Here is a 21,822-nt window from a genome sequence, read left to right as displayed (position 1 = left end):
TTTTTATCTTTTTTCTGTTAATATACTAATTAGTGAACTTTTGTGCAAGTGCTTTTTTGACCATTCAGTAAAAAAAGAAGCTTGCTCATTATCATATACACGCTTTTTTCACGGATTTGTTCACGGTTTCCTGCAAAAATTTCGCAAAAAGCTTCATTTTGCAAACTATTGGCGACACACATCCAAACCGTACCGACGGGTTTTCCCGGTTCTGCTCCGGTGGGTCCCGCGATTCCCGAAGTGGCGACCGCCCATTCGCAGTGGAATTTTTGGCGAGCGCCTTCTGCCATGGCTTTAACGGTCTGTTCGCTGACTGCACCGTATTTTGCCAAGATTTCCTCGTCCACACCCAGCAAGTCGTGCTTGACTTCGTTTTGGTAGGCGACGATTCCACCCTTCAAAATCGCAGAAGAGCCCGCTTCGTTGACAATGCTCGATGCGATAAGCCCGCCCGTGCAGGATTCCGCCGTTGCCATCATCTCACCGCGCTTGATCAGTTCTTCCTTGATTTTCATGGCTAGTTCGTGAATTTCGTGTTTGATATTGATTATCTCGTTCATCGTTACACCCATAAGTTAAAAACATTAAATGTCAAAAACAGACAATTTGATGAATTCCTTAAAAAATGTTATTCCTGCATTTCGCTTTGTCATTCCCGCCTCCGAGCTCTTTGATCACTTAGTGCTTTAGCACTTATGTGAGCATGATCCGCGTATGGGGAGGGAATCTCCATTTGCCGCAAAAATTAAATAAATTCAAGCTCTTGCAACTCCAGGCTCTGGCGCCGCTCGTATAAACTTTTTCTATATTCGCCGTCAATGACTTTAAAAACCACCATAATGGCGCTTTTTATGCTTTGTGCCTCGCTTTTTGCTCAGGCTGTAGCGCCCTCTGTTGCCCCCGATACGGCTCAGGGGCGTGCTGCTGTATCTGCTGGTGGTAATGTCGAAACATCTGCGGCCGATGATGACGATGAATCCGAAGACGAGGAGCCTACGGAAGCTCCTGCCGAAGCTGATTTTGAAGTCTCTACGACTCCGCTTTTAAGGGGCAAGACGGGGATTGAAGCTATTGATACGCTTCCCGTGAATGAATGGGACATCCCGACAAAGCGCAATTCTCTCAAGTACGCGATGCTTTTCAGCCTTCTTCCCGGTGGTGGTCAATATTACACGGAACATTACGTCCGTGGCGGGTTCTTGACGGGCATCGAGGGTTTGCTGATTTATGACGTTTTCTTCAACAGGTCTTATCAAAAAGATCGTCTTTTAGATCGTGCCCGTCCCTTCCAGGATTCAGTTCTTTATTTCTCGTCTCGGCTTTTGAATGGTCCTCGCGATAGTATTCAGTATTATCATGGAAAGCGTGTGGAATTCCTCGAGCGCGTGCGTGCCCAGAGTGACAAAAAAATGGAACAGGAGGATGTACGTAAGGCAGAAGTCGCATGGCTTATCGGCATACACCTTTACGGCATGTTTGATACGTTTGGAATTTGGTTCAACAACAACCATCGAAGCACGGAATATCGTGATATGAAGACTGCGATGCTGTGGGCGCTGTTGCCCGGTGGCGGACAGATTTTTAATCGCGATTTTGGTAAGGCGGGTCTAGTCTATATGGGCATTCTTGGCGCTGTGGCGAGTGTTGCCACTTCGCAGAACATGGTCAATTATTACCTTGATCGTAAGCACTTGATTGAAAGGGAAAATACGTCATCTGAAGAATATGACCGCATCAAAGAACGTGTGACGTACTATCGAAAGAACCGCAATACGTATATTTGGGGTGGTGCGTTAATTTACTTGTACTCTATCGCCGATGCCGCTGTTGATGCGCTTCTGAGCGATTTCGACAGCCCCTTGCACATGGCTCTTCTTCCGAATTTTGAAGGCGGCGCCCAAGCCGTCATGACTCTCGACTTCTAACGCATCTTTAGTCTCACATTGTCACCCCGGACACTGTTCCGGGGGCGCCATATTCCTGCATGATTCTCGTCATCCTGAGCGAAGCGAAGGATTCAGTTAAGTCTTGCCTACGCCTTTTCCATCTTGAGCGAGGGCATTGGAATGCCGTCGTGAATCTTCGTAAACGTTCCGTGGTACATTCCCTCAGCATTACGAGTAAATTCAAAACGTGTTACCATGGCGTACGTAAACATCCCCTCAACGAAGACCTCGTCTGGCAGTCCGCAGCGAGAATGCTGCAAAGAGGCGATTACGCCTGCGTGCGTGATGCACAGGAATTCTCCATCGTCTGGGAGTGAGTCCAGGAACTTTCCTGCACGCTTGTCGATGTCATAAAAATTTTCGCCCTCGGGGAATCTGTATCCACGGAGGTTGCTCGTCCAGGCGTGCATCTCTGAACGGGGGACTGCAGTCAGCTTTTGACCTTCCCATGTTCCGAAATTGAGCTCGATGATAGCGGGTTCTTTTTCGACAGGGAGTTCTAACAACTTGGATGCTTTGTCTGCAAACTTGGTGCAGCGGATAAGCGGACTCGAAAAAAGACGGGTCGGCTTAGCTTTAGCTTCAACCAAGGCTTTGAGGGCCTTGTCCGATTCTTCTTCGAACGTGGGGGAGACGTCAAAGTCCAGTCTTCCGTAGCAAACATCTTTCGGGTTGTATGGCTTAGTATGTCGAATCGTCCAAAGAATCATAGATAGGCTCTTAGGTGATAGGTCGTGGGGTTTAGGGCAAAAAAAAACGCCCTTGCCGGGCGCAATATAAAAAAATCCTAGGCTACCTGAGCACATAAAGATCCGCAAGTCCGTTGCTGCTTTCGCCCTGGCGAGTTGCCCGCAAATAATCATTGCGCAGGGCCTAGGACTCCGAAATATAGAATCAAAACGCTTTTTTTTCAAGGGTTTTATGTTGTTTATGAAACGAATCACCCCATATAATACAAACTCTGTGTGATAACTCTCAAAAAGTGGTCGAAATTACCCCGATTTTTGTACTTTTCTTCGTAACTAATGTTTTACTGTTAAATATTTGTTACTATATTCAGTATTAGGTGTTTGAGGTAGTAGACTTTTTTTGTAGGGGTCTGTTATGAAAAAAGGAAATTTAATTTTGAGAACAGTTTTGAGTACTGTTTCGGCCGTACTAGGGTTGGCGGTCTACTCTTCGGCAGCAGAAGAAGAACCCGCCGTTGAACGTGTTGTCATCAAGTTGGAGCCGCTAAAGTTTGTCGGCGTAGATGACGAAGAACAGGGGCAGAAACTCTGGAATGAGCTTATGAAGTATAAGCTCTGGGGCACTGATTCTGTTGTCTTCAATAAAGAGGACTTTAAAATTGAAGAACCGAGTGGCTATACTGGTACCGCTAATAACAAAGTTATATTCAATAACGGTAAACATACGCTAGGTGGTCCGATTGTTTCTGGCGGTGATTTGCAGTTTAGCTATCCTGGCTCAAGTGTTAGTAATGATCATTTGATAAAAGGACCGGTTCATGCAAATTGGCTTGTTCTCGCTGCTTCGTATAATGCAGAAAATACAAGCTATGAAGGCGATTATTGCTTTGAGGGTAATGTCTATTTTGATGCTCCTGATCGCCACACAAACCCCTATGGTCAAGCTTCTGATGCCGTGAATAAGTTTATTGAAAATATTCACAAAACGGGTGGACATATTTACGCGGATTGGGATAAAGATTATAGCGATCCGAATCTCGGTCTGTTTGAAGGCTTGTCTAACTTGAATCTTGATGGATCTTATGAAAACTGCCCCTCAGATGTTCCTAAACCAGAAAAGAATCTTTCTGTGCCAAAATTCGATGAATCCGGAATTACATGGGAACCGGCTGTTGATTTGAAGTCTAGTTACTATGGTGAAGTTCAGTATATTCATATTCCTCCTATTACTGCTGAGGATATCAAGAATGAACATACTTGGTTTGATAAGTATGTAGAGAATATTCACTTTGCAGGTAATTTTGGAAAGAAACTTTACATTTTGATGCCGTCGACAACGCAAAATGCCGATAGAAAGACTACTGGACGCTTGACCCGTATTTTCACACAAAAGGGTGTTAATATCGAAAGTTCGGCGAATGATACTAAGATTCAAGTGGCTTATGTTGGTAGCGATGCTACGTGGAATTCAGAAGCCAATCAATGGAATTTTGATGAAGCTAATATAACTGTTGTTGCTGATACTAATTATGCCGGCAATTTGATGTTCTTTACGAATGCGGATATTACGTGGGATCCTATGAATTCGAATAAGGAATCGGATTACCAAGGAACCTATGTTACAACGGGTAGATTTACGATTTTTGACCATATCAGTGTAGCTGGTCAGTTGATTGCGGGTAAAACTCTTTGGTTTGAATCTCGTTTTGATGGTAAGTTCCATTACGTTCCGTTCAACTCTCCCGAAATCAAGACTGACGTCTTTGTCAAGAACGTCTTCAAGGAAGATGATAAGACTTGGTATGACATGCAGTTCTACTTGACCGATACTGCCCATACCGAAGTTTCTTTTGACTACTGTTTCGCCTTCTTCGGCATTGATGCGGATACGACTGGCGGTAAGTATGATAGGTACAAGAGCTCTACAGGTACTTTTGCTGAACCTGCTGATTTGGGTGAAAGTGATGATGAACATGTGATGCCGCTTTGCAGCAAGGGCGAATCGAGACATATTGTCATCAAGAAAGGTCAGCGTCGCCCGACGGTGCCGAAATACTCCGCTTATCTCAAAGTCATTGAAGATGATAAAATCGAAGATGATGAATACATGTTGTTCAAAATCATGAACTTGAACGGTGCCGTCATTTCTGGTAATAAGTTCGATGGCGGTCTCTTGGTCAAGATTATGGATTCCGATAACAAGCCTCCTAAGTTTGTCGATTTGGACAAGCTCAATCTCGCTGTTCCTGAAAATGCAACGAAGGCTAGAGCGGGCAAGATCAAGGCTTCCGACGAAGAAAATGATGGATTCAAGTTTGAAATTGTTGGCGGTACTGCTGAGGACTTGTTCGAGATAGATCCGTCTTCTGGTGTAGTGACCATGAAAGCCGGTGTAGATCCGTTTGATTACGAAACTTGGATAGACGCTGGAACAAAGTACAATATCGAAGTCGAAGTCTGCGATGAAAAGGCTACGGGATATAGCGCAATGCTTTGCGATAGCCGTGTGTTCAAGATTAGCATTACCGATGTCAACGAAACGCCTTACTTTACCTATAAGGCTACCGACAAAAAAGAAATTAAGATTGCTGAAGATCAACCGTTCTCGACTGATGCTGTCAAGTTTGCTGATACGGACATCCACAATACAGACGGCTTGTTTACAAACAACGAGGTTATCGCCATTAATGGTGATACCGATTATTTCGATGTGACCCCTGCTGGCTATATTTATCCGAAAAAAGGTGTTGTTCTCGATTACGAAACGAAGAACTCCTACACCATTACGTTGCGCGTTCGCGATGCAACGGTTGATGATAATGGCAAACTTGTGTATCCGGATCTTTATGACGATATGGAATTTACCATCGTTGTAACGGATGTTGATGACGGTCCGAAGTTTGACTATAAGGCTTACAATGGAACCGTAGATGAAAATTCCATCGCGGGCACCGAAGTCGATATGGATAATGCCATTAATGCCACGACAACTCAGACGGGTGCCGTGATTACATACAAGCTGTTGGATGAAACTGGATCGTTTGAAATTGACCCGAGCACGGGTGTGATTACTGTGGCAACGGGTGCTGCGCTTGATTATGAAACCAAGAGCACCTACGAAATGAAGGTCGTGGCTTCTGATGAAGACAAGTCCAAAAAGAATCAAATCGTGCAGACGGATACGGCAACGGTTGTCATCAAGCTTAACGACTTGAATGAAAAGCCGATTTTTGTCGAGCCGACCAAGACGTTGACTTTCCCGGAAAATAAGAAGGGATACGAAATTGGTACGCTTACCTTTGATGACCTTGATACGGCATCGAAGTTCCGCAACAACAAATTTGAGTGTCTCGAATGCGATGAATTGGGCTTCAATCTGAATCCGGAAACGGGTGTTCTGACAACGACTCGCAAGTTTGACTACGAAACTGAATCCAAGACATACGAGTTGACCGTAATTATCCAGGATGCTTCGGAAAGGGCTGACCTTGTCGCTACGGGTACGATTACAGTTGAACTCACGAACGTTTACGAATTTACGGAACTTGTATATACTGTTCCGGAATCGGATTCTGTCGGTACGTCTTTCAAGAAGTCTCTTGAAGTGGATAATGTCGAAGGCGCTAACGGTGACCTTAAATTCTACATCCTCGATGGTTCCAAAGAAGTAAGTGCCACCAAGGAATTCAAGCTGAATTCCAAGACGGGAACCTTCTCTGTAGCATCTCCGCTGGATTATGAAACGACAGAATCTTATTCTGTAAGAGTTCGCGTCAAGGATACTGAAGGCGGATACTCCGATACGACTGTGACTATCAAAGTCATTGACGTCAATGAAGCCCCGTCTGTTGTGGTTGATACAATCTACGTGTCCGAAGACCAGGTCATTAAGGAACCGTTCAGCACTGTTAAGACGGACAAGGATGACCCAGATACCAAGAATGCTGATTTCCGCAACAACGTCTATGAAAATACGGACAAGAACGATGTCGTCTTTGTTAAGTCTAATGGCGATGTCATTCTCCTGAAGCCCGTCGATTACGAAGTGGATTCCGTCTATACGATTATGGTTCGCGTGACGGACAAGGACGACAAGACTCTGACTTCGACGAAGAAGGTCGTGGTCAAGGTTAAAGACGTCTATGAAAAGTCTGTCGTCGAAATCACTCGTGTCGAGAATAAGGATTCTGTCTACCTCAAGCCGACTACAATTTATGTGAACGATTCCATTCTGAATGTCGAATGGACGAGGGATGGCAAGTTTGCCTCTAGTGTCGATACGGTTCAAGAAGGTTGCCACCTCATTATCAAGACGTACAAGGACCCGACCAAGAACGACCCGGGTGCAGACACGGTTGAAGTTTGCTACAGCACCGCTGCTCCGATTGTAACGGTTTCCGCCAATGGTGAAGATGTTACTGCAGATAACATTTATACCGTTGTCGAAAAGGCTACAAAGAATGATAGCGCCGTCTATGTGAACGAGAAGAAGAACGATATCAAGGTGACGGTCAAGGATACGGCTGCCAATGTGTCTAAGTCGTTTGTTGTGAACGTAAGCCTCGATACGGTTTCTGTTTCGTCTAAGGAATTCAAGAATGTGCAAAAGATTGCTGATACTGAAGTTGCCCGTAAAAAGGATCCTGCTTCGGGAATCACTTCTGTTCCTGAAAATGGCGATTACTACAAGAACTCTTATACCGAAACGGTTAACGGCGTTAATGTGACGGTCTCTTACTACACGGATAAGAATGGTAAGGATGTCAAGAAATCTGTAATCACTTCTTCGGGTAAGACGAAGGAAATTGCCGTTATCGAAGTCTCTTATACGACGAAGATTGATGGCAAGGACGTTACAATCTCGTACTATGCAGATGCCTCTACTGGTGAACGCGTGACTCTGAATACGGGTCTCACGGATAGTGAATCTGTGCTTTCTGCTGATGGCGAAGATGTTACTGGTTCGTACAAAGTATCTTATACCTATGAAGATAAGAAGGGCAATACTGTTGAGGTCTCGTACTTCCTGGATGAGAAGGGCAAGATTGCTAAGAACAACGAAGGTAACATTGGCTATAACGTCAGCTACACCTATGTGAACATCTACGGCAATTCTTCGACGAAGGATGTATTCATTGTTCTTGACCAGAAGGGACCTGTCGTAAAGATCGAGTCTCCGACCGAAGATCAAATCCTTACATCGAATTTTGCAAATGTCAAGTGGACGGTCAATGGCATCGAGCAAGATACGCTTAATGTTCAGGGCCTTGACAATGGTGTGAATACGATTATCCGCGTGTTCCGTGACAAGGCGGGTAACGAATCTCGTGATTCTGTTCATGTCATGGTCAAAAACGTCAAGAACATCAATATTGACGTTGAAAAGCCGGTAACGCTTGTCAGCCGTGATTCTGTTGAAAAGTACTACAAGGAAAATCCGCCCAAGAAAGACCAGAACTACGGTGTGACATTCTATAACTACAAGAAGGGTGAGGAAACCGAAGCTCTTGTGGGTATCGACGGCAAGGCTAAGGATGGCTCTGGTGACGTTCCGTATCCTGGCTTTGATGGTCACCTCGGACCGACTCTGGCAGTCGACGCTCGTGTGCCTGTCGTAAGTGCTGTGGGTGGACTGGCAACGCTGGACGATATCGTCATCAATGGCGGTATGATTGCTCTGGACGGTGTGGATGCAGCCAACAGTAGAAAGGTTTCTGTCGAAGAATACGTTGAGAAGTATTGCACGGATGAATTTAAGAAGTCCATGACTTCGGACTATAGCAAGATGAACCTCTACTGGACGACGCTCAAGGTTAAGATCTGGGTGTACTCGAACACGGGTGTGTTTGCGGATTACTACAGCTTCGATTACGACCTTGACGATCCGGATTATGTGAACGATGCTGGTCTTTTGAAGTTCTACTTCGAAATGAAACCCGATGAAAATGGTGATGTGAGGACTAAGGATGGACGTCTCTATGGTACGGGCGCCTACCTCTTCAAGACCGAAGTCAAGATGACGTCGAAGCTCCGTTGCGATCTCCCGACGAGTCCTGACGAGGATAGTTCTAACAAGAAGAAGAACGCCGTTATCAAGTCCAGCGATGAACTTCTCAAGTCGTTCGGTTACAGACGTCCCGTTAATAAATAGTTGAAACGATTGTTAATAAATTGAAGTTTGACTGTCACCCCCGGTTCTCTTGCCGGGGGTGTTTTTTTGACCATTCATATAATACGCATGATACGCTTTTTGCAGAATAGTAGCTCAAAAACGGCGGAAATGGTATTTTTTTCTTACATTTTTACAAGATTTCACATTGCTTTCGTGAACCTCGTTACTATATTTCATAGTAAAAGTGTTTGGATGATTTGGGAAAGAAACTGTGACAAATTTCTGGAGTGGATTTTGTCGTAGCAAAAGGAGCATAAGGATATTATGTGGTTTGGCAAATTAAGTCTTAAAGCTGCAGCCCTGGTCTTGGCCGGAGCATTCTCTTCTGCATTTGCTGAGGTTGGTCCGTTAGATATTAGTGCCGATGACTGGAATTACCTCTCCAACTTTAAACTTTGGGGAACTACTGGTATTGATACCCGTAATAGACCTGAATTTTATGATTCTAGGTTCTACGATCGTAAGAATGAAAATGATTTTAGCGGCTACACAGGTGTTGACCCCGATACGCTTGGTTGGGTTGGTACCGCTAAGGGCGATTTGACAACAGATGAAGTTGGGTGGTTTGATGGTCCTGTTATTGTTGGTGGTGCAGTAACTGTTCCGAGTGATTATGCGGAAAGCCGTAGGGCATATCTTTTGACTGGTCCTATTCGTACTACGGGTGGCATAGGTAGTGCTAGGTCTAGAGGTACCATATGCCAGGGTGCAAATAGAGCTTCATCGGGTGCTTGCGCTAACGTTCCTGAAGTTCGTCCAAATTTGAGTGTTCCTGGATTGACTGGTGCAACGTTGTCGGGGACGTATCAGGTTAGTCGTCCTAGAACTGTTCTTAATGTGAGTTCTTATTGCGATGATAATCAAATTTGTGATATCTTCTTTGATAAGATTTCTTTTGAAAATGATAGCCGATTGGTTGTTCAGATGCCTGCAGAGGGGCAGCCTACACGTATTTTTGTAAATAGCATTAGTTTTGGAACTCATCCTGAAATTGTTGTGGCTTATCAGGGAAAAGGTGACTTAAAGCTGGATGAATACGATGGCAACTTGCTGATATATTCTAAAGGTGATGTCAACTTTGATAATACAGATAATGTGCCTATAATGGGTACAATTGTTAGTAAGGGAACTATAAAACTGGGACGCAATATGATTTTTGCGGGACAGTTTATTGCTAATAAAATTGAAGTTGGTAACGAAATTAAAGCAGAAACTTTTGTCTTTAAAAAGTTTGACCCGAAGATTGAACTTTTCATAGGAAACAAGTCTAAAAAGATTAAAGAAGGCGATAATGTTTCTTTGGATGTTGTGCTCAGTGAAACTTCTAAAAATGATGTGACGTTTAATTATTGCTTCTATTTCCAATCTGCAGATGGCGTTGATGGTGTTTTTGCTGGGCATAAGGATGTTGATACTAAAAATCTCCCGATTTGTGGAACATCCACAACCAAAGCAACAATTCCTGCTGGAAAAACGAGTGCCACGGGAATAAATATCAAGCCTTTGGTTGATGGTCTTGTCGAAGATGATGAACAGCTTTGGTTCCAAATCAGTGACCTTAAGGGTGCGGAGACGAATTCGGATTATGAAGCCAATAAGGGTTACAAAATCTACATTGAAAGTAATGATGCGGCTCCGACTGTCTCTAGCGAGCTTGTTATTAACGTCAATGAAGATTCCAAGCATCAGTTCACTGCAGCTGAATTCAAGTTCCAGCATACTACACAAAAATTTGCATCCGTTATTTTCACGAGCGTTCCGCCTTCGACAAAGGGTACTATTACTCTTAATGGTACCGCGGTTAAAGCTGGGCAGGCAGTTGCTGTGGCTGATTTTGCCAAGCTTGTTTATCAGCCTGCTGCTGATGACTTTGGCGATAATTATACGACTTTCAAATATAAAGTTGTTGGCGATGGAGTGGGTGACAATACATCTATCGAGTATAAGGCTACGATTAATGTCATTCCAGTAAACGATAAACCTTCTGCCAATAATTTCAATTTCTCTGTCGCAGAACATCCGACCAAGGATGCTATCGTAGGAACGGTTACTCCGAAGGATAAGTCTAACGAAATAGATGTGGATACCTATGTCTTTACGAAGGTTTCCGGAGACTCTAGGTTTGTTGTGACATCTAATGGTACGGTGAAGGTAAATGGCAATGTTACGTTCAATGCAAAAACCGAAAGTAAGTTTGTCATCAAGGCTACGGTTAAGGATGATGCCGGAACTGAAAAGACGAAGATTGCAGGTCCTTTGACTTCTGATCAATTCACAATTACAATCACAATCAACAACGAAAATGATGATCCGGTTATTGCCGCTCAGACGTTCTCGATTCCTGAAAAGAATACCGATGGCTCTGATTGGCCGAGTGGTACGCTTGTTCCCAAGGGAACTGTAGTTGCAACGGATGATGATGGTGATAATTTGACGTTTACAGCACCGTCAGATGTTCCGTTTGGTTTCAAGAAGGGAACGAACCAGCTCATTGTTACGGATGGTAGCGCACTCGATTACGAAAAAAAGACTTACTACACCTTTAAGGTAACTGTGACGGATGGCAATGGTGGTTCCGCTTCGGCAAACATTACAGTGAACATTACGGATGTGAATGAACCGCCTCCACCTCCTGATGTAAAGAAGGAATATTCCATAAAGGAAAATTCTGCAAAGGGTACTACTTTGGGAACCTTTGTTGTCAAGGATTATGATAAAATTTCTGGAAAACTTGAAACTCTGAAGTATACATTGACTGGTGCTATTACGGGTGCCGCTGGCGCTACGACAACTTTAAAGAACAAGACTTTGGCGGATATCTTTGAAGTTGTGGAAGTTGATGCTAATGGCGGCGATAGGGAAGTGGCAATTCGTGTCAAGAATCAGGCCTTGCTCGATTACGAAGCCCTCTACAATGCTTCTAATAAGACTACTTATCCTGTGACCATTACCATTAAGGATAATGCTAATCCGGCTGTATCTGTTTCGACCAAGATTGCTATTCAGGATGTGAATGAAAAGCTTACTGCAAATGATGCCGCTTTTGTCTTGAATGAACATTCTCCGGTTGGTAGCCCGGTTTGCGCGACGTATAACGCTGATGGCGACTGCAAAGTTGTTGCAAAGGTAACTGCTGAGGATTTGGATATTTATAATCCTGCATTTAGAGATTTCACATTTGCAATTTCTAAAAACAATTCCGGAACTATGGCTACTGATGCCAAAAAGTTCGGTGTAAATCCGTACGATGGGAGCTTGTACACTACAGACGATTTTGATTACGAAACTGGTAAACATTCATTCAAGTTCTTGGTGACTGTTTCTGATGGTCAATTCTCTGATGACGCCGAAATTACCGTAACGATTAACGATATCGAAGAACCCAAGATTATTGTGAATACAGAAGGTTCGGCTGTCGTTCCTGAAAATACAGGAACAGGTACCGAAGTTGATAATTTTGCGGAAATTGATGATGAAAATGTAAGACAGCAGTTAAGTACTATTGTTGGTAAGCCTACCTATGACATTGATGATGCGGCTAGTGCCAATGCTGCGGGGCTGTTCCATATTGATGCCCGTTTGGGTTTTATTACCGTAGAAGATGGTTCAAAGCTTGATTTTGAAGCTTTGTACCCCAAAAATACATATACTGTTGCCATTGTTGCTACGGGAACGGATAAGTATGGTGCTCCTGTTGTGGTTAATATCAATAGAACTATTGTCGTGACGGATGTTAACGAAAAGCCGACGATTGAAAATACGGACCCGATTAAGGTTCCTGAAACGGCTACCAGCAAGGACGGTTCTATTGGTCAAATTGAAGCTTCTGATCCGGATTTCTGCTCTGTAAATAGCACGTATTCTTGCAAGAATGGGTTGCATGAATATGGTTACAATAAGTTGACTTATAAGGTTGAAGAAGTTCTCCCAGTTGACGGAAGTACAGATTTCCCATTTGATATTGATCCTAACACGGGTAAGATTTCTGTTGCCGTTGGTAAGGAATTGAACCATACAAAGCAAAGCGAGTACAAGTTCATTGTCAAGGTAATGGACCGTCCGTTGATTGCTGGTGTGCCTTCTCAATCCGCCACAGCCGAAATGACCATCGTTGTTACGGATGTGAATAGACCGTCTAAGTTCGAAGTGTTGACTAACCCCTATGAAGTTGAAGAAAATGTTAGCGTCCCGACGGTTTTGGATGGTGGTAATATTGTTATCTATGATGAAGACGCGGCTGATGTGAATAAGCTCAAAGTCACCATTACTGATAATGATGCAACAGCGGCTCTTGATGCTGCAAAACTTTTCAAAGTCGTTCAGGTGGGTAAGACTGATGCAGAAACGCTCTTGAGCACGTTTGTGATTCAGACCGCTGATGACTTGGATTACGAAGAACTCTACAAGAAAGTCGAAAAGGATGCTGTATTCAATATTACTTTGACGGTTGAAGATACCGAAGGTAATAAGACTTCTCAGGATACGAAAATTCGCGTGATTGACGTGAACGAAGAACCTGCATTTACTAAGACTTCTTATACCTTTAGCATTGCTGAAAATACGACTGAGACGACTTCGCTGGGCGTTGCTGAAGCTACTGACCCGGATAAGTACAATACCAAGTTTAACACGTTGTCTTTCTCGCTTAAGGGTGAAGAAGCCGCTCTGTTTGATATTGACGAACGTTCTGGCGAAATCTTTACGGTCAATAACGCAAAGTTTGATTACGAAACCAAGCGTCAATACAGCTTTGAAGTGGTCGTTAAGGATAAGGATTTCACAAAGAAGGTTCCTGTAACGGTCAATGTCACGGATGTTTCTGAAGGACCTAAGTTCACGGATATTCCGACTTTGACGGTTGATGAAAATACTTTGAAGGGTACTAAGGTCGGCGAAATCTTGGCTACGGACGATGACTGCAAGGCTTCGTTTGCTGCAACCTGCAAAAAGCCGACGTATACTATTACAGCCTCTGACGTAGCCCCCAATGATTACAAGGCATTTACGTATGTTGACGGTGTCATTAAGGTCGCTAAAGACAGTATTTTGGACTTTGAAGGACAGAGTGAATATACCGTTCATCTCGTGGTAAAGGATGGTTCTGATCCGACACTTTCTGATGGTGTTGACGTTAAAATCATCATCAACGATGTGAACGACGCTCCGACTTACGAAGAAAAGGAATATGTCTTCGAAATTCATGAAAAAGCACCTAAGGGCGAATTTGTCGGTTCCGTTGTTGCTGATGACCAGGACCACTGGGCTGTTCTCCACTATGCGCTTACGGATTATGAAGCTAACTCTGGAGACGCTTCCATCTTTGATATTGATGAAGAGGGCAATATTTACTTGTCTTCTAAGTCTTTGAACTATGAAACGCAGAAGCAGTATCAAGTTTGGGCTACAGCCACGGATAATGGTAAAGACAAGGGCTTTGAGAATTATAGTGCAACGACTCTTGTTACCATCATGATTATTGACGACCCGGATGGTCCGGAAATTATTGATGATGGCAAGAAGAGCTATGATGTTAAGGAAAACACCGTTGAAGAACCGATTAAGGATACGGAAATCGCTTGCTACGAAGTCAGGGATGAAGACGAAGGTCAAGTTGCAACTCTCGTTCCTTATGTGACGGACAATGGTGACACGGATGCAGACCGTCTGTTTGATGCAAAAATCAAGAAGAACGGCTCCAAGTACGAACTTTGCCTTATTGTAAATGATGTTAAACGCTTGAATTACGAATCGATCGCTCATACTCATTCTATCAATGTGAATGTGATGGATGCAGATAAGCTGACCGCTCATGTTACCAAAACCATCAATCTCATTGATGTGAACGAAATGCCGATTATTTCGGGTAATGCAACGTTCTCGTTCTATGAAAATAAGGGCAAGGATTATGTAATCGGTCGACTCTATTCTGATGATGTCGATACTTCCAAGGTATTTACTCAGAACAAGTTTACCGCTATTGGCGGCGATACGGAACTCTTCGATATTACTGAAGATGGTAAGATTATTACTAAGCGTAATTTCGACTACGAAGAAGAAAAGAACCATACATTCGAACTTGAAGTCGCTCTGTCTGATAAGGATGTCAAGACGGCGTATCCGAAGCTTACCACGACGACGACGATTCAGATTACGCTTAAGGATTTGCCTGAAGTTCCGGAAATCACAAGTAAGGAATTCGAAGTCAAGGAAAACTCTGATCCTGACGTCCTTATCGGGGTTGTTGAATCGAGTGACCCGGATGGCAACGACAAGCTGCTGTTTGAACTTGCCGAAGAAAGCCCGTATGTGATTGTCAAGCCGAATGGCGAAATCCGAGTTAAGGAAGGCGCCGATATCGACTACGAAAAGATGCAGGAATTCACAATCACGGTAACTGTCAGGGATGAAGATGGCCTTGAATCCGATGGCGATATTGTCATCAAGGTTATCGATGAGAACGAAGCTCCGAAGATTGAACCGCAGGAATTCACGTTCCCTGAAGATTCTAAGCCGGGTACCAAGAAAGGTCCTGTCGAGGCTAAGGATCCGGATACGAAGAATCCGAAATACAGTGACTTGAAGTTCTATCCTGTCGAAGAAAATGAAAAGTTCGAAGTCAAGCCGAATGGTGACATCGTCTTGAAGGGTGAACTTGATTATGAAGATGAAAAGTCTTATGTCATTACGGTTCGTGTGACGGATGGTGAATTCGAAGATACGACGGATATCACGGTCAATGTCGGCAATGTCATTGAAAAGTCCGATGTTGAAATTACACGTGCTGAAACCGGCAATTCTGTCTACCTGAATCCGAAGAAGGATGAAACGATTTACACGAACAAGGATGTCATCTCTGTGGAATGGAAGCAGGATGGCAAGACGATGTCCAGTCTGGATTCCTTGAAGGAAGGCTGCCAGTACATTATCAAGTCTTATAAGGCTCCGAATAAGGATGTTGCAGGTGCCGATACGATTGAAGTGTGCTATAGCACCGCTGCTCCGATTGTCGATATCGATGCTTCTAAGACCAAGGTTACTGCAGAGAACATCTATACGATTGTTGAAAACGTCGATAAGAAGGACTCTTCTATTTACGTGAACAACAAGAATAAGGATGTCAAGGTTTCTGTGAAGGATACGGTTTCTGGGTATTCTGAATCCTTCAAGGTCGATGTTGTCTTGGATACGGTTGCCGTGTCGAGCACCACTGTGAAGGATATGGTGGATATCTCCAAGTCCGAAATTAAACTGGAAAAGAATCCGAAGTCCGATGTCTATGAAAAGCCGATTGGCGACAAGACCAAGGTTTCTTACGACAAGGTCGTGAATGGCGATACGGTTACGGTTTCTTACTATGTTGACGAAGATGGCGAAATCGTCAAGACGGCTGTCTTTGATGAAGATGGCAAGAAGACGATGACCGAAGTCATTGAAGTGTCTACCGAGGTTGAAGTCAAGGGCAAGAAGGTCACTGTTTCTTACAAGGCTGATGCTGAAACGGGCAAGATCCTTTATGCAGACTCCGAAGGTAACTTGATGGTCGAAACTCCGAAGAGCTCTTCTAGCAAGAGTGATTCTAAGGATAAGGACGAAGTTGACCTGAAGACCGGTGTGGGCGCCTTTACCGTCACCTATGATGCAAAGGGTGAAGAAGGTAACAAGACGATAGTTTCTTACGTCATTGACGAAAAGGGCAAGGTCGTAGCAAATGACGAAGGTGATAGAGGCTATCTTGTGACTTACACCTTTACCAACAAGTACGGCAATACTGCTGAAAAGTCGGTCTTCATGGTGCTCGATAAGCTTGCTCCGATTGTCAAGATCCTCTCTCCGAGTGATGGCGAAGTTGTCTTTGCAAACTTTGTCGATGTGGACTGGTGCATTGCTATTGACGGCGACGAAAAGAATTGCGTCAAGCAAGATACTTTGAACTTCCAGAGTCTTGAAAGAGGCGTAAACACGATTAAGCGTATCTATCGCGATAAGGCCGGTAACGAAACTATCGCAGAAATCAACGTGATGATGAAGAAGGCTAAGGATGTCAATATCAACCTTGAAAAGCCGATGGTTATCGTTTCGATTGATTCTGTGAACAAGTACTATGAATCGAATCCGCCTGATGAAGATCAGAGATATGCTGTTAGCATCCTGAACCCGAAGACTCAGAAGGAAAAGGAAGTTGTTAAGGGCAATGTCGATGAAGTTAAGAAGGGTTCTGGTGATGAACCGTATCCGGGTTACGATGGTCATATCGGTCCGACGGTTACGATTGACATGAAGTTGCCGATTGTAAGCGCTGTGGGCGGTCTCGCTACTTTGGACGATATCATTATCAACGGCAATATGATTGCTGTGGATGGTGTTGATGCCGATGGTAGTGAAAAGATCTCTGTAAACGAATACGTTGAAAAGTACTGCTCTTCTGAATTCCAGGAAGAACTGGGCAAGGACTACAGCAAGGCAAGACTTTACGCAACAACGGCTCGTGTAACGCTCTGGTTCTACACGACGGGTGGTGTGTTTGTCGATAAGTACCAGTTTGATTACGAAGTGGATGATCCGGATTATGTCGATAAGGCTGGTCTCGTGAAGTTCTTCTTCGAAATGAAGCCGGATATCAATGGTGAATTGAGAGACAAGTCTGGACGTCTCTACGGTACGGGTCCGTACATCGTAAAGACCAAGGTCGATCTCCGTTCTCAGCAGCGTTGCGTGGTTCCGCCGATTACAGAAAAGTCCAAGGTTGGCGATGTGCTGAAGTCTAGCGACGAAATGCTGAAGCGCTTTGGTTATCGTCGTCCGGTGCTTCGCGGAAACGAAAAGGGCTCCAAGTCTTCTTCCAAGAAGTCTTCCTCGAAGAAGAAGTAAGGCATAAAGCTTAGATTCAAATCCCGGTCCTTCGACCGGGATTTCTATTTTTTGGCAAAAAAGAGGTTATCACATGGGTGTCGAAGAACGTTCTACATTGGTGTTTGCAAGTGGTGTCGGTCGAATCAAGGAAGAAAAGCCAAAGGTTGTCCGCCCGCAAGGGGATGGTGTCGTCCGCATTACGCTGAAGCGTCTTGGCGGTGGCAAAATGGCTAGTGTTGTTTCGGGCGTGCCGATGGAAGAAGACGAGCTTAAGGATTTAGCCCGTGTGTTGAAGCAGAAGTGCGGTGTTGGCGGTTCTGTCAAGGATTTCAATATTGAAATCCAGGGCGACAAGCGTAACGTGCTAAAAGCTGAACTCGAAAAAAAAGGCTTTACAGTTAAGCTTGCGGGCGGCTAGTGTGTTTTGCATTATCTTTTGCAAATTCTTGCCCAAAAATTTTGCAAAAAAAGTAAATTTATTGTAAGAAAATAAGTAAAGAGGTCTTATGTTTAAGCATCTGTCTTTGTTGAGTTTGCTGCTTGCTTTAATCGTTCCTTCGAACGCCTTGGCTGCTAAAGCTGGACATGTTCGCCATGTCGAACCTACTGCCGAAAAGAGTAAGGGTAGCTGTGCAGATGATGCTACATGGAAAGTTGTGACTCTTGGCAGTGTTGATCCTAAGACCTGCTTTAAGACTTCTGATGGTGGCGGTGTTGAGTTGCAGTTGAATGGCGATAACAGCAGTATCAAGATAGCTGAAAATTCGGTTGTTTTTTTGGATTCCCTTGTAGAAAAGAATGCAGACGGTTTCTACATCACTAAGCCTCATATCCAGAAGGGATATATTGGTTTCAATGTCGAAAAGAATAAACACAATAAGGTGGACTTCAGTACGGGGACGGCTGCAGCTTCAATCCGTGGTACGAATGGCTTTATCGGTGGTGACTCCCTTTCGTTCATGGCTAGCTTGGAATCCGGTAAACTAGCCATTTTCCCAACAGGTCAAGATTCCCTTGCTATTAGCCAAGGTGAAACTGTAATTGGCAGGGAAAAATTTATTATCCTAAAGCTCAAGTCTTCGGGCGATATGGAGTTTGCGAAAAAATTGATTGATCTCCTTGCGGATACGACAAAGTCTATCGATGAACTGGCAGCTGCTGCCATTGCTGCAGACCAGGCGTTCCAAGAAAAGCTTGCTGAGAAAAAAGCGGCTGAACAGGAAACGCAAGTCGCTGTAGATACGACTCAAAAAGCCGAAGAGGTAAGTTCGTTAAAGGCTCCTCGAATTAGCTATACCGGTTACGACTCCTTGCGTTGTGTTGCAAATGTTTCTATAACGGATGTTCCGAAGGATACAGAAACGATCGTGCAGACGCTCATGGACGGAACTCCGATATCTGAAGTCAACGTGAAAAATAGTTCCTCAAAGCGCTTGAAATTGCAGAGTGGCGTTCATGAATATGAATTTGTTGTAGAAAACAGTGCTGGCCGTAGCAGTGTCCAGCAAACGCTTGGCTGCTATCCTTTAAAGCCCTTCTCTATTAAGGTCTTTGGTCTTCCACATGAGCACTTGCAGATTCCGCCTCCGCCTCCGGGAGTTGAAGATGTCATTATGGAGACTTTGCAATTCCAGATTCGTATTCCTGAAAACGATCCGAACTTCTTGAATAGAGTCTTGGTGCGTCAGGACGGAACGGTTATTCTGAAGGAAACTTTGTCCCAAATCCAGAATCTTGATTACCAGATTCCTGTTGAGCTGAAACGCGGCCACATGAACCGCTTTGTTATCGAAGCAATTCACAAGAGCGGTTATGTTGTCAAAACCACTAAGGTTTATGAGGTTGAAAAATGATTTCTAGGCAACTCGTTTTAGCTTCTTTTGTTGCAATTCCTGCTTTTGCGCAGTCCGTTGTGGATTCCGCTGAAGCACCTCAGTCAAAATCTTCTTGGTCTGTAACCGGATCTGTTGGTGCTGAATTTGGTTACCATTCTGTGGTAACGGGTAAGAATGAAACTGATTCAGTTTTTTTCAGTGGCAATGATTCTATTTATCCGGGCCAAAAGTACCGAAATTATTTCCAGGTGCCTGGTATCTTTGGGGCATGGAATGCATTTGTCCAGATGGAATCCGCTTCAGGACAAAAAATTGAATTTGCTTTAGATGCATCTAGCGATAAATGGAATCGTTTTAATCCGAGGTTTGTACAGGCTTTGTACGAAGATCGCCATCAAAAATTGGTTTTGGGCGACCAGTTTGTTTTGGGCGGTGACTTGTATTTGGCGAGTATTGATTTATTCGGTGCTAGTTATGATTTTAAGTTGAATCCGGATAATTCTAAAAATCCGTTGCTTGTGTTCAGCGTATTTGGCGGAGAAAACCAAGCGCCTAAACTGCCCGGCGAAAAAGACCCAGATCAGTACAACAAGTATACCGAGCTTGATGAAGTCGAAGCTCAAAAAATGTTGATTGGCGGAAAACTCCTTTGGAATGCAACGAAGGATTTTGATGCTACGATCGGTTTTATTGGCAGCAAGGATTACTTGGAAGATCCGTATTTTCGTGATGGATTTTCTCGTGATGTAAATCTTTCCAATCCGATGTTCTCTTCGAGGACTTTCTTTGGAGAAGTGAACGGTGCTGTTCTTGGCGGTCGCGGAAAGTATAATGTCCAATTGGGCTTTGGCGGTACCGATACCGTGAATGTCATTGCTCACCGGGCTGTGAACTCTGTTTTTGAAAAGGCTGGGTTGGATGTTTCTCGATTTGCTCAGTTGCGCCGCTTGATGAACAATACTTCGCAGGTAAACCGCATGAACCGCGATGAATTGGAACTTATCTTTGGCGACAATACCGAGATGAGTGTTGACGACATGCGTAAAGAACTCCTTCGCGTATTAAGTGTTGCACAAGAGGCTTTGAAGAAACATCGCAATGAAAACAATGATGATCCGACGGATTGGACGGCTCAGAATCTCGCTCTTTCGGGTTCTTACAACTGGAAGAAAAAATCGACGATGATTGACGCCTACTTCCGTTTTGTGGGGCGCAACTATTACAGTGCGGGCTCTCCGGACTTGTTGCAGAATTCTCGCCAGTTAGGGTTCAAGCTCGACCAGACAATTAAGGATTTCTGGAAGTTGAACTTTGGTTACGAATTGAATATTGAAAATGCTTCGGGGCATGGAGATGCTTATAACGTATTCGGTTTTGCCGAAGGCTCTAAGCTTGGGCTTTTGCCTGGTGCCGATGATGATTGGCTCGAAAAGCATGAACGGGATGTTCCGAGAACGCTTTACATTCATGATTTTAAATTGAAGAATACCTTTAAGGTTCGTGATTCTATCGAGGTCACTGCTCGTTATGCTCTTAATTATCGCACTCGTAGTACCCCGCGGAGACTTCGCGGCAATTTCTTTGCTAATTCGGGAATTTATTCGGATTCCTGGTTTGACGCTCAGAAGGGAAAGCCGACAATCGATGTGGATACGGGCAAAGACACAATCCAGATTGACTCTGCTCGTTGGGCAAAGTATGCCGCTTTGCAGGGTGAGGAATATTTAGCCTCGCAGTTTGAAGAACGTTTGGCTAAACATACTGTTGAACTTACGGCTACATTCAAGTTCCCTAAAAATGTATTGAAGATTGGCGGTGTCTGGACTTATCGTACTGATATGTCGAGATTCAATGAGAGAGACTTGCTCAATGGTTTTGATTTCTCTGACGAAACTTATGGACTCCTTGGTTACTATTTCCATGGTGGCGATTACTTGGATGCCCGCTATCCGATTTCTCTTACGACGACGCTTGACAGGCTTCGCAATACGGTTGCCTTGACGCCGAGATTCAGGACTTATAATCGTAATGATATGGGTGAATTTGAATGGACGCTCTTGGATAATGCTTCTTTCAGGTTAAAGCCCGGATTCTTGGATCTCATGTTGCACGGAAAAGTTCGCCAGAATTTCATGAGCCGCAAAGAAGATGGCAAGGATGTTGACGAGATGGAAATGGATTTGGATTTCTCGGCTGGTTTGAAGTTCCAGTTTACGGAAAGACTTGGAACCGAATTCATGTTGGGAACTTTCGTCAACTACCGTCCTGATAGCGAATCTGAAGATTACCGAGATATTTACGGAAGCGTATCCGTTAATTACGATTTCTAG

General features: G+C 44.0%; 8 protein-coding genes and 1 other RNA gene. 6 read left to right on the top strand and 3 right to left on the bottom strand.

Going from position 1 to position 21,822, the window contains the following annotated elements; all coding sequences use genetic code 11:
* Window positions 1-29: 29 nt before the first annotated feature.
* A complete protein-coding gene (locus BUC30_RS14285) occupies window positions 30-560 on the bottom strand; it encodes a CinA family protein (RefSeq protein WP_073442922.1) in 531 nt (176 codons plus the stop codon).
* A gap of 291 nt (window positions 561-851) precedes the next feature.
* Between BUC30_RS14285 and BUC30_RS14280 the strand changes: the two genes are divergently transcribed.
* Window positions 852-1,925 carry a DUF5683 domain-containing protein gene (locus tag BUC30_RS14280; protein ID WP_073442920.1) on the top strand — a complete coding sequence of 358 codons (1,074 nt, stop codon included), beginning with the start codon at window positions 852-854 and terminating at the stop codon, window positions 1,923-1,925.
* A 107-nt stretch (window positions 1,926-2,032) separates the two neighbouring features.
* On the opposite strand, the gene BUC30_RS14275 is transcribed toward BUC30_RS14280, so the two are convergent.
* Both BUC30_RS14275 and ffs read right to left on the bottom strand, forming a co-directional pair.
* Window positions 2,033-2,656, bottom strand: a complete 624-nt coding sequence (locus tag BUC30_RS14275; RefSeq protein WP_073442918.1) for a histidine phosphatase family protein — start codon at window positions 2,654-2,656, stop codon at window positions 2,033-2,035.
* A 72-nt stretch (window positions 2,657-2,728) separates the two neighbouring features.
* Window positions 2,729-2,825, bottom strand: an RNA gene (ffs, locus tag BUC30_RS14270) — signal recognition particle sRNA small type.
* A gap of 225 nt (window positions 2,826-3,050) precedes the next feature.
* On the opposite strand from ffs, the gene BUC30_RS14265 reads away from it, so the two are divergent.
* From BUC30_RS14265 to BUC30_RS14245, 5 genes are all read left to right on the top strand, one after another.
* Complete coding sequence (locus BUC30_RS14265; RefSeq protein WP_073442915.1) at window positions 3,051-8,786, top strand: cadherin domain-containing protein; 5,736 nt, start codon at window positions 3,051-3,053, stop codon at window positions 8,784-8,786.
* A gap of 285 nt (window positions 8,787-9,071) precedes the next feature.
* Complete coding sequence (locus tag BUC30_RS14260) at window positions 9,072-17,675, top strand: cadherin repeat domain-containing protein (protein WP_073442913.1); 8,604 nt, start codon at window positions 9,072-9,074, stop codon at window positions 17,673-17,675.
* Window positions 17,676-17,748: 73 nt separating this feature from the next.
* On the top strand, window positions 17,749-18,075 hold the full coding sequence (locus BUC30_RS14255; RefSeq protein ID WP_073442911.1) for an SUI1 family translation initiation factor: 327 nt from the start codon (window positions 17,749-17,751) through the stop codon (window positions 18,073-18,075).
* A gap of 88 nt (window positions 18,076-18,163) precedes the next feature.
* Complete coding sequence (locus BUC30_RS14250; protein WP_073442909.1) at window positions 18,164-19,510, top strand: FecR family protein; 1,347 nt, start codon at window positions 18,164-18,166, stop codon at window positions 19,508-19,510.
* Window positions 19,507-21,822: a hypothetical protein gene (locus BUC30_RS14245; protein WP_073442907.1), complete on the top strand. Its 2,316-nt coding sequence runs from the start codon at window positions 19,507-19,509 to the stop codon at window positions 21,820-21,822. The genes BUC30_RS14250 and BUC30_RS14245 overlap by 4 nt, the downstream gene beginning before the upstream one ends.

Origin of the sequence: Fibrobacter sp. UWB7 (assembly GCF_900142945.1) — a bacterium.
GTDB lineage: Bacteria > Fibrobacterota > Fibrobacteria > Fibrobacterales > Fibrobacteraceae > Fibrobacter.
Note: the sequence above shows the minus strand (reverse complement) of the source record. Positions and strands in the feature narration are given on the sequence as shown.

Excerpts from the sequence above, each read along its gene's own strand:
- BUC30_RS14275 (WP_073442918.1), bottom strand. The coding sequence starts at position 2,656 with ATGATTCTTTGGACGATTCGACATACTAAGCCATACAACCCGAAAGAT.
- BUC30_RS14250 (WP_073442909.1), top strand. The coding sequence starts at position 18,164 with ATGTTTAAGCATCTGTCTTTGTTGAGTTTGCTGCTTGCTTTAATCGTT.
- BUC30_RS14285 (WP_073442922.1), bottom strand. The coding sequence starts at position 560 with ATGAACGAGATAATCAATATCAAACACGAAATTCACGAACTAGCCATG.
- BUC30_RS14255 (WP_073442911.1), top strand. The coding sequence starts at position 17,749 with ATGGGTGTCGAAGAACGTTCTACATTGGTGTTTGCAAGTGGTGTCGGT.
- BUC30_RS14245 (WP_073442907.1), top strand. The coding sequence starts at position 19,507 with ATGATTTCTAGGCAACTCGTTTTAGCTTCTTTTGTTGCAATTCCTGCT.
- BUC30_RS14280 (WP_073442920.1), top strand. The coding sequence starts at position 852 with ATGCTTTGTGCCTCGCTTTTTGCTCAGGCTGTAGCGCCCTCTGTTGCC.
- BUC30_RS14260 (WP_073442913.1), top strand. The coding sequence starts at position 9,072 with ATGTGGTTTGGCAAATTAAGTCTTAAAGCTGCAGCCCTGGTCTTGGCC.
- BUC30_RS14265 (WP_073442915.1), top strand. The coding sequence starts at position 3,051 with ATGAAAAAAGGAAATTTAATTTTGAGAACAGTTTTGAGTACTGTTTCG.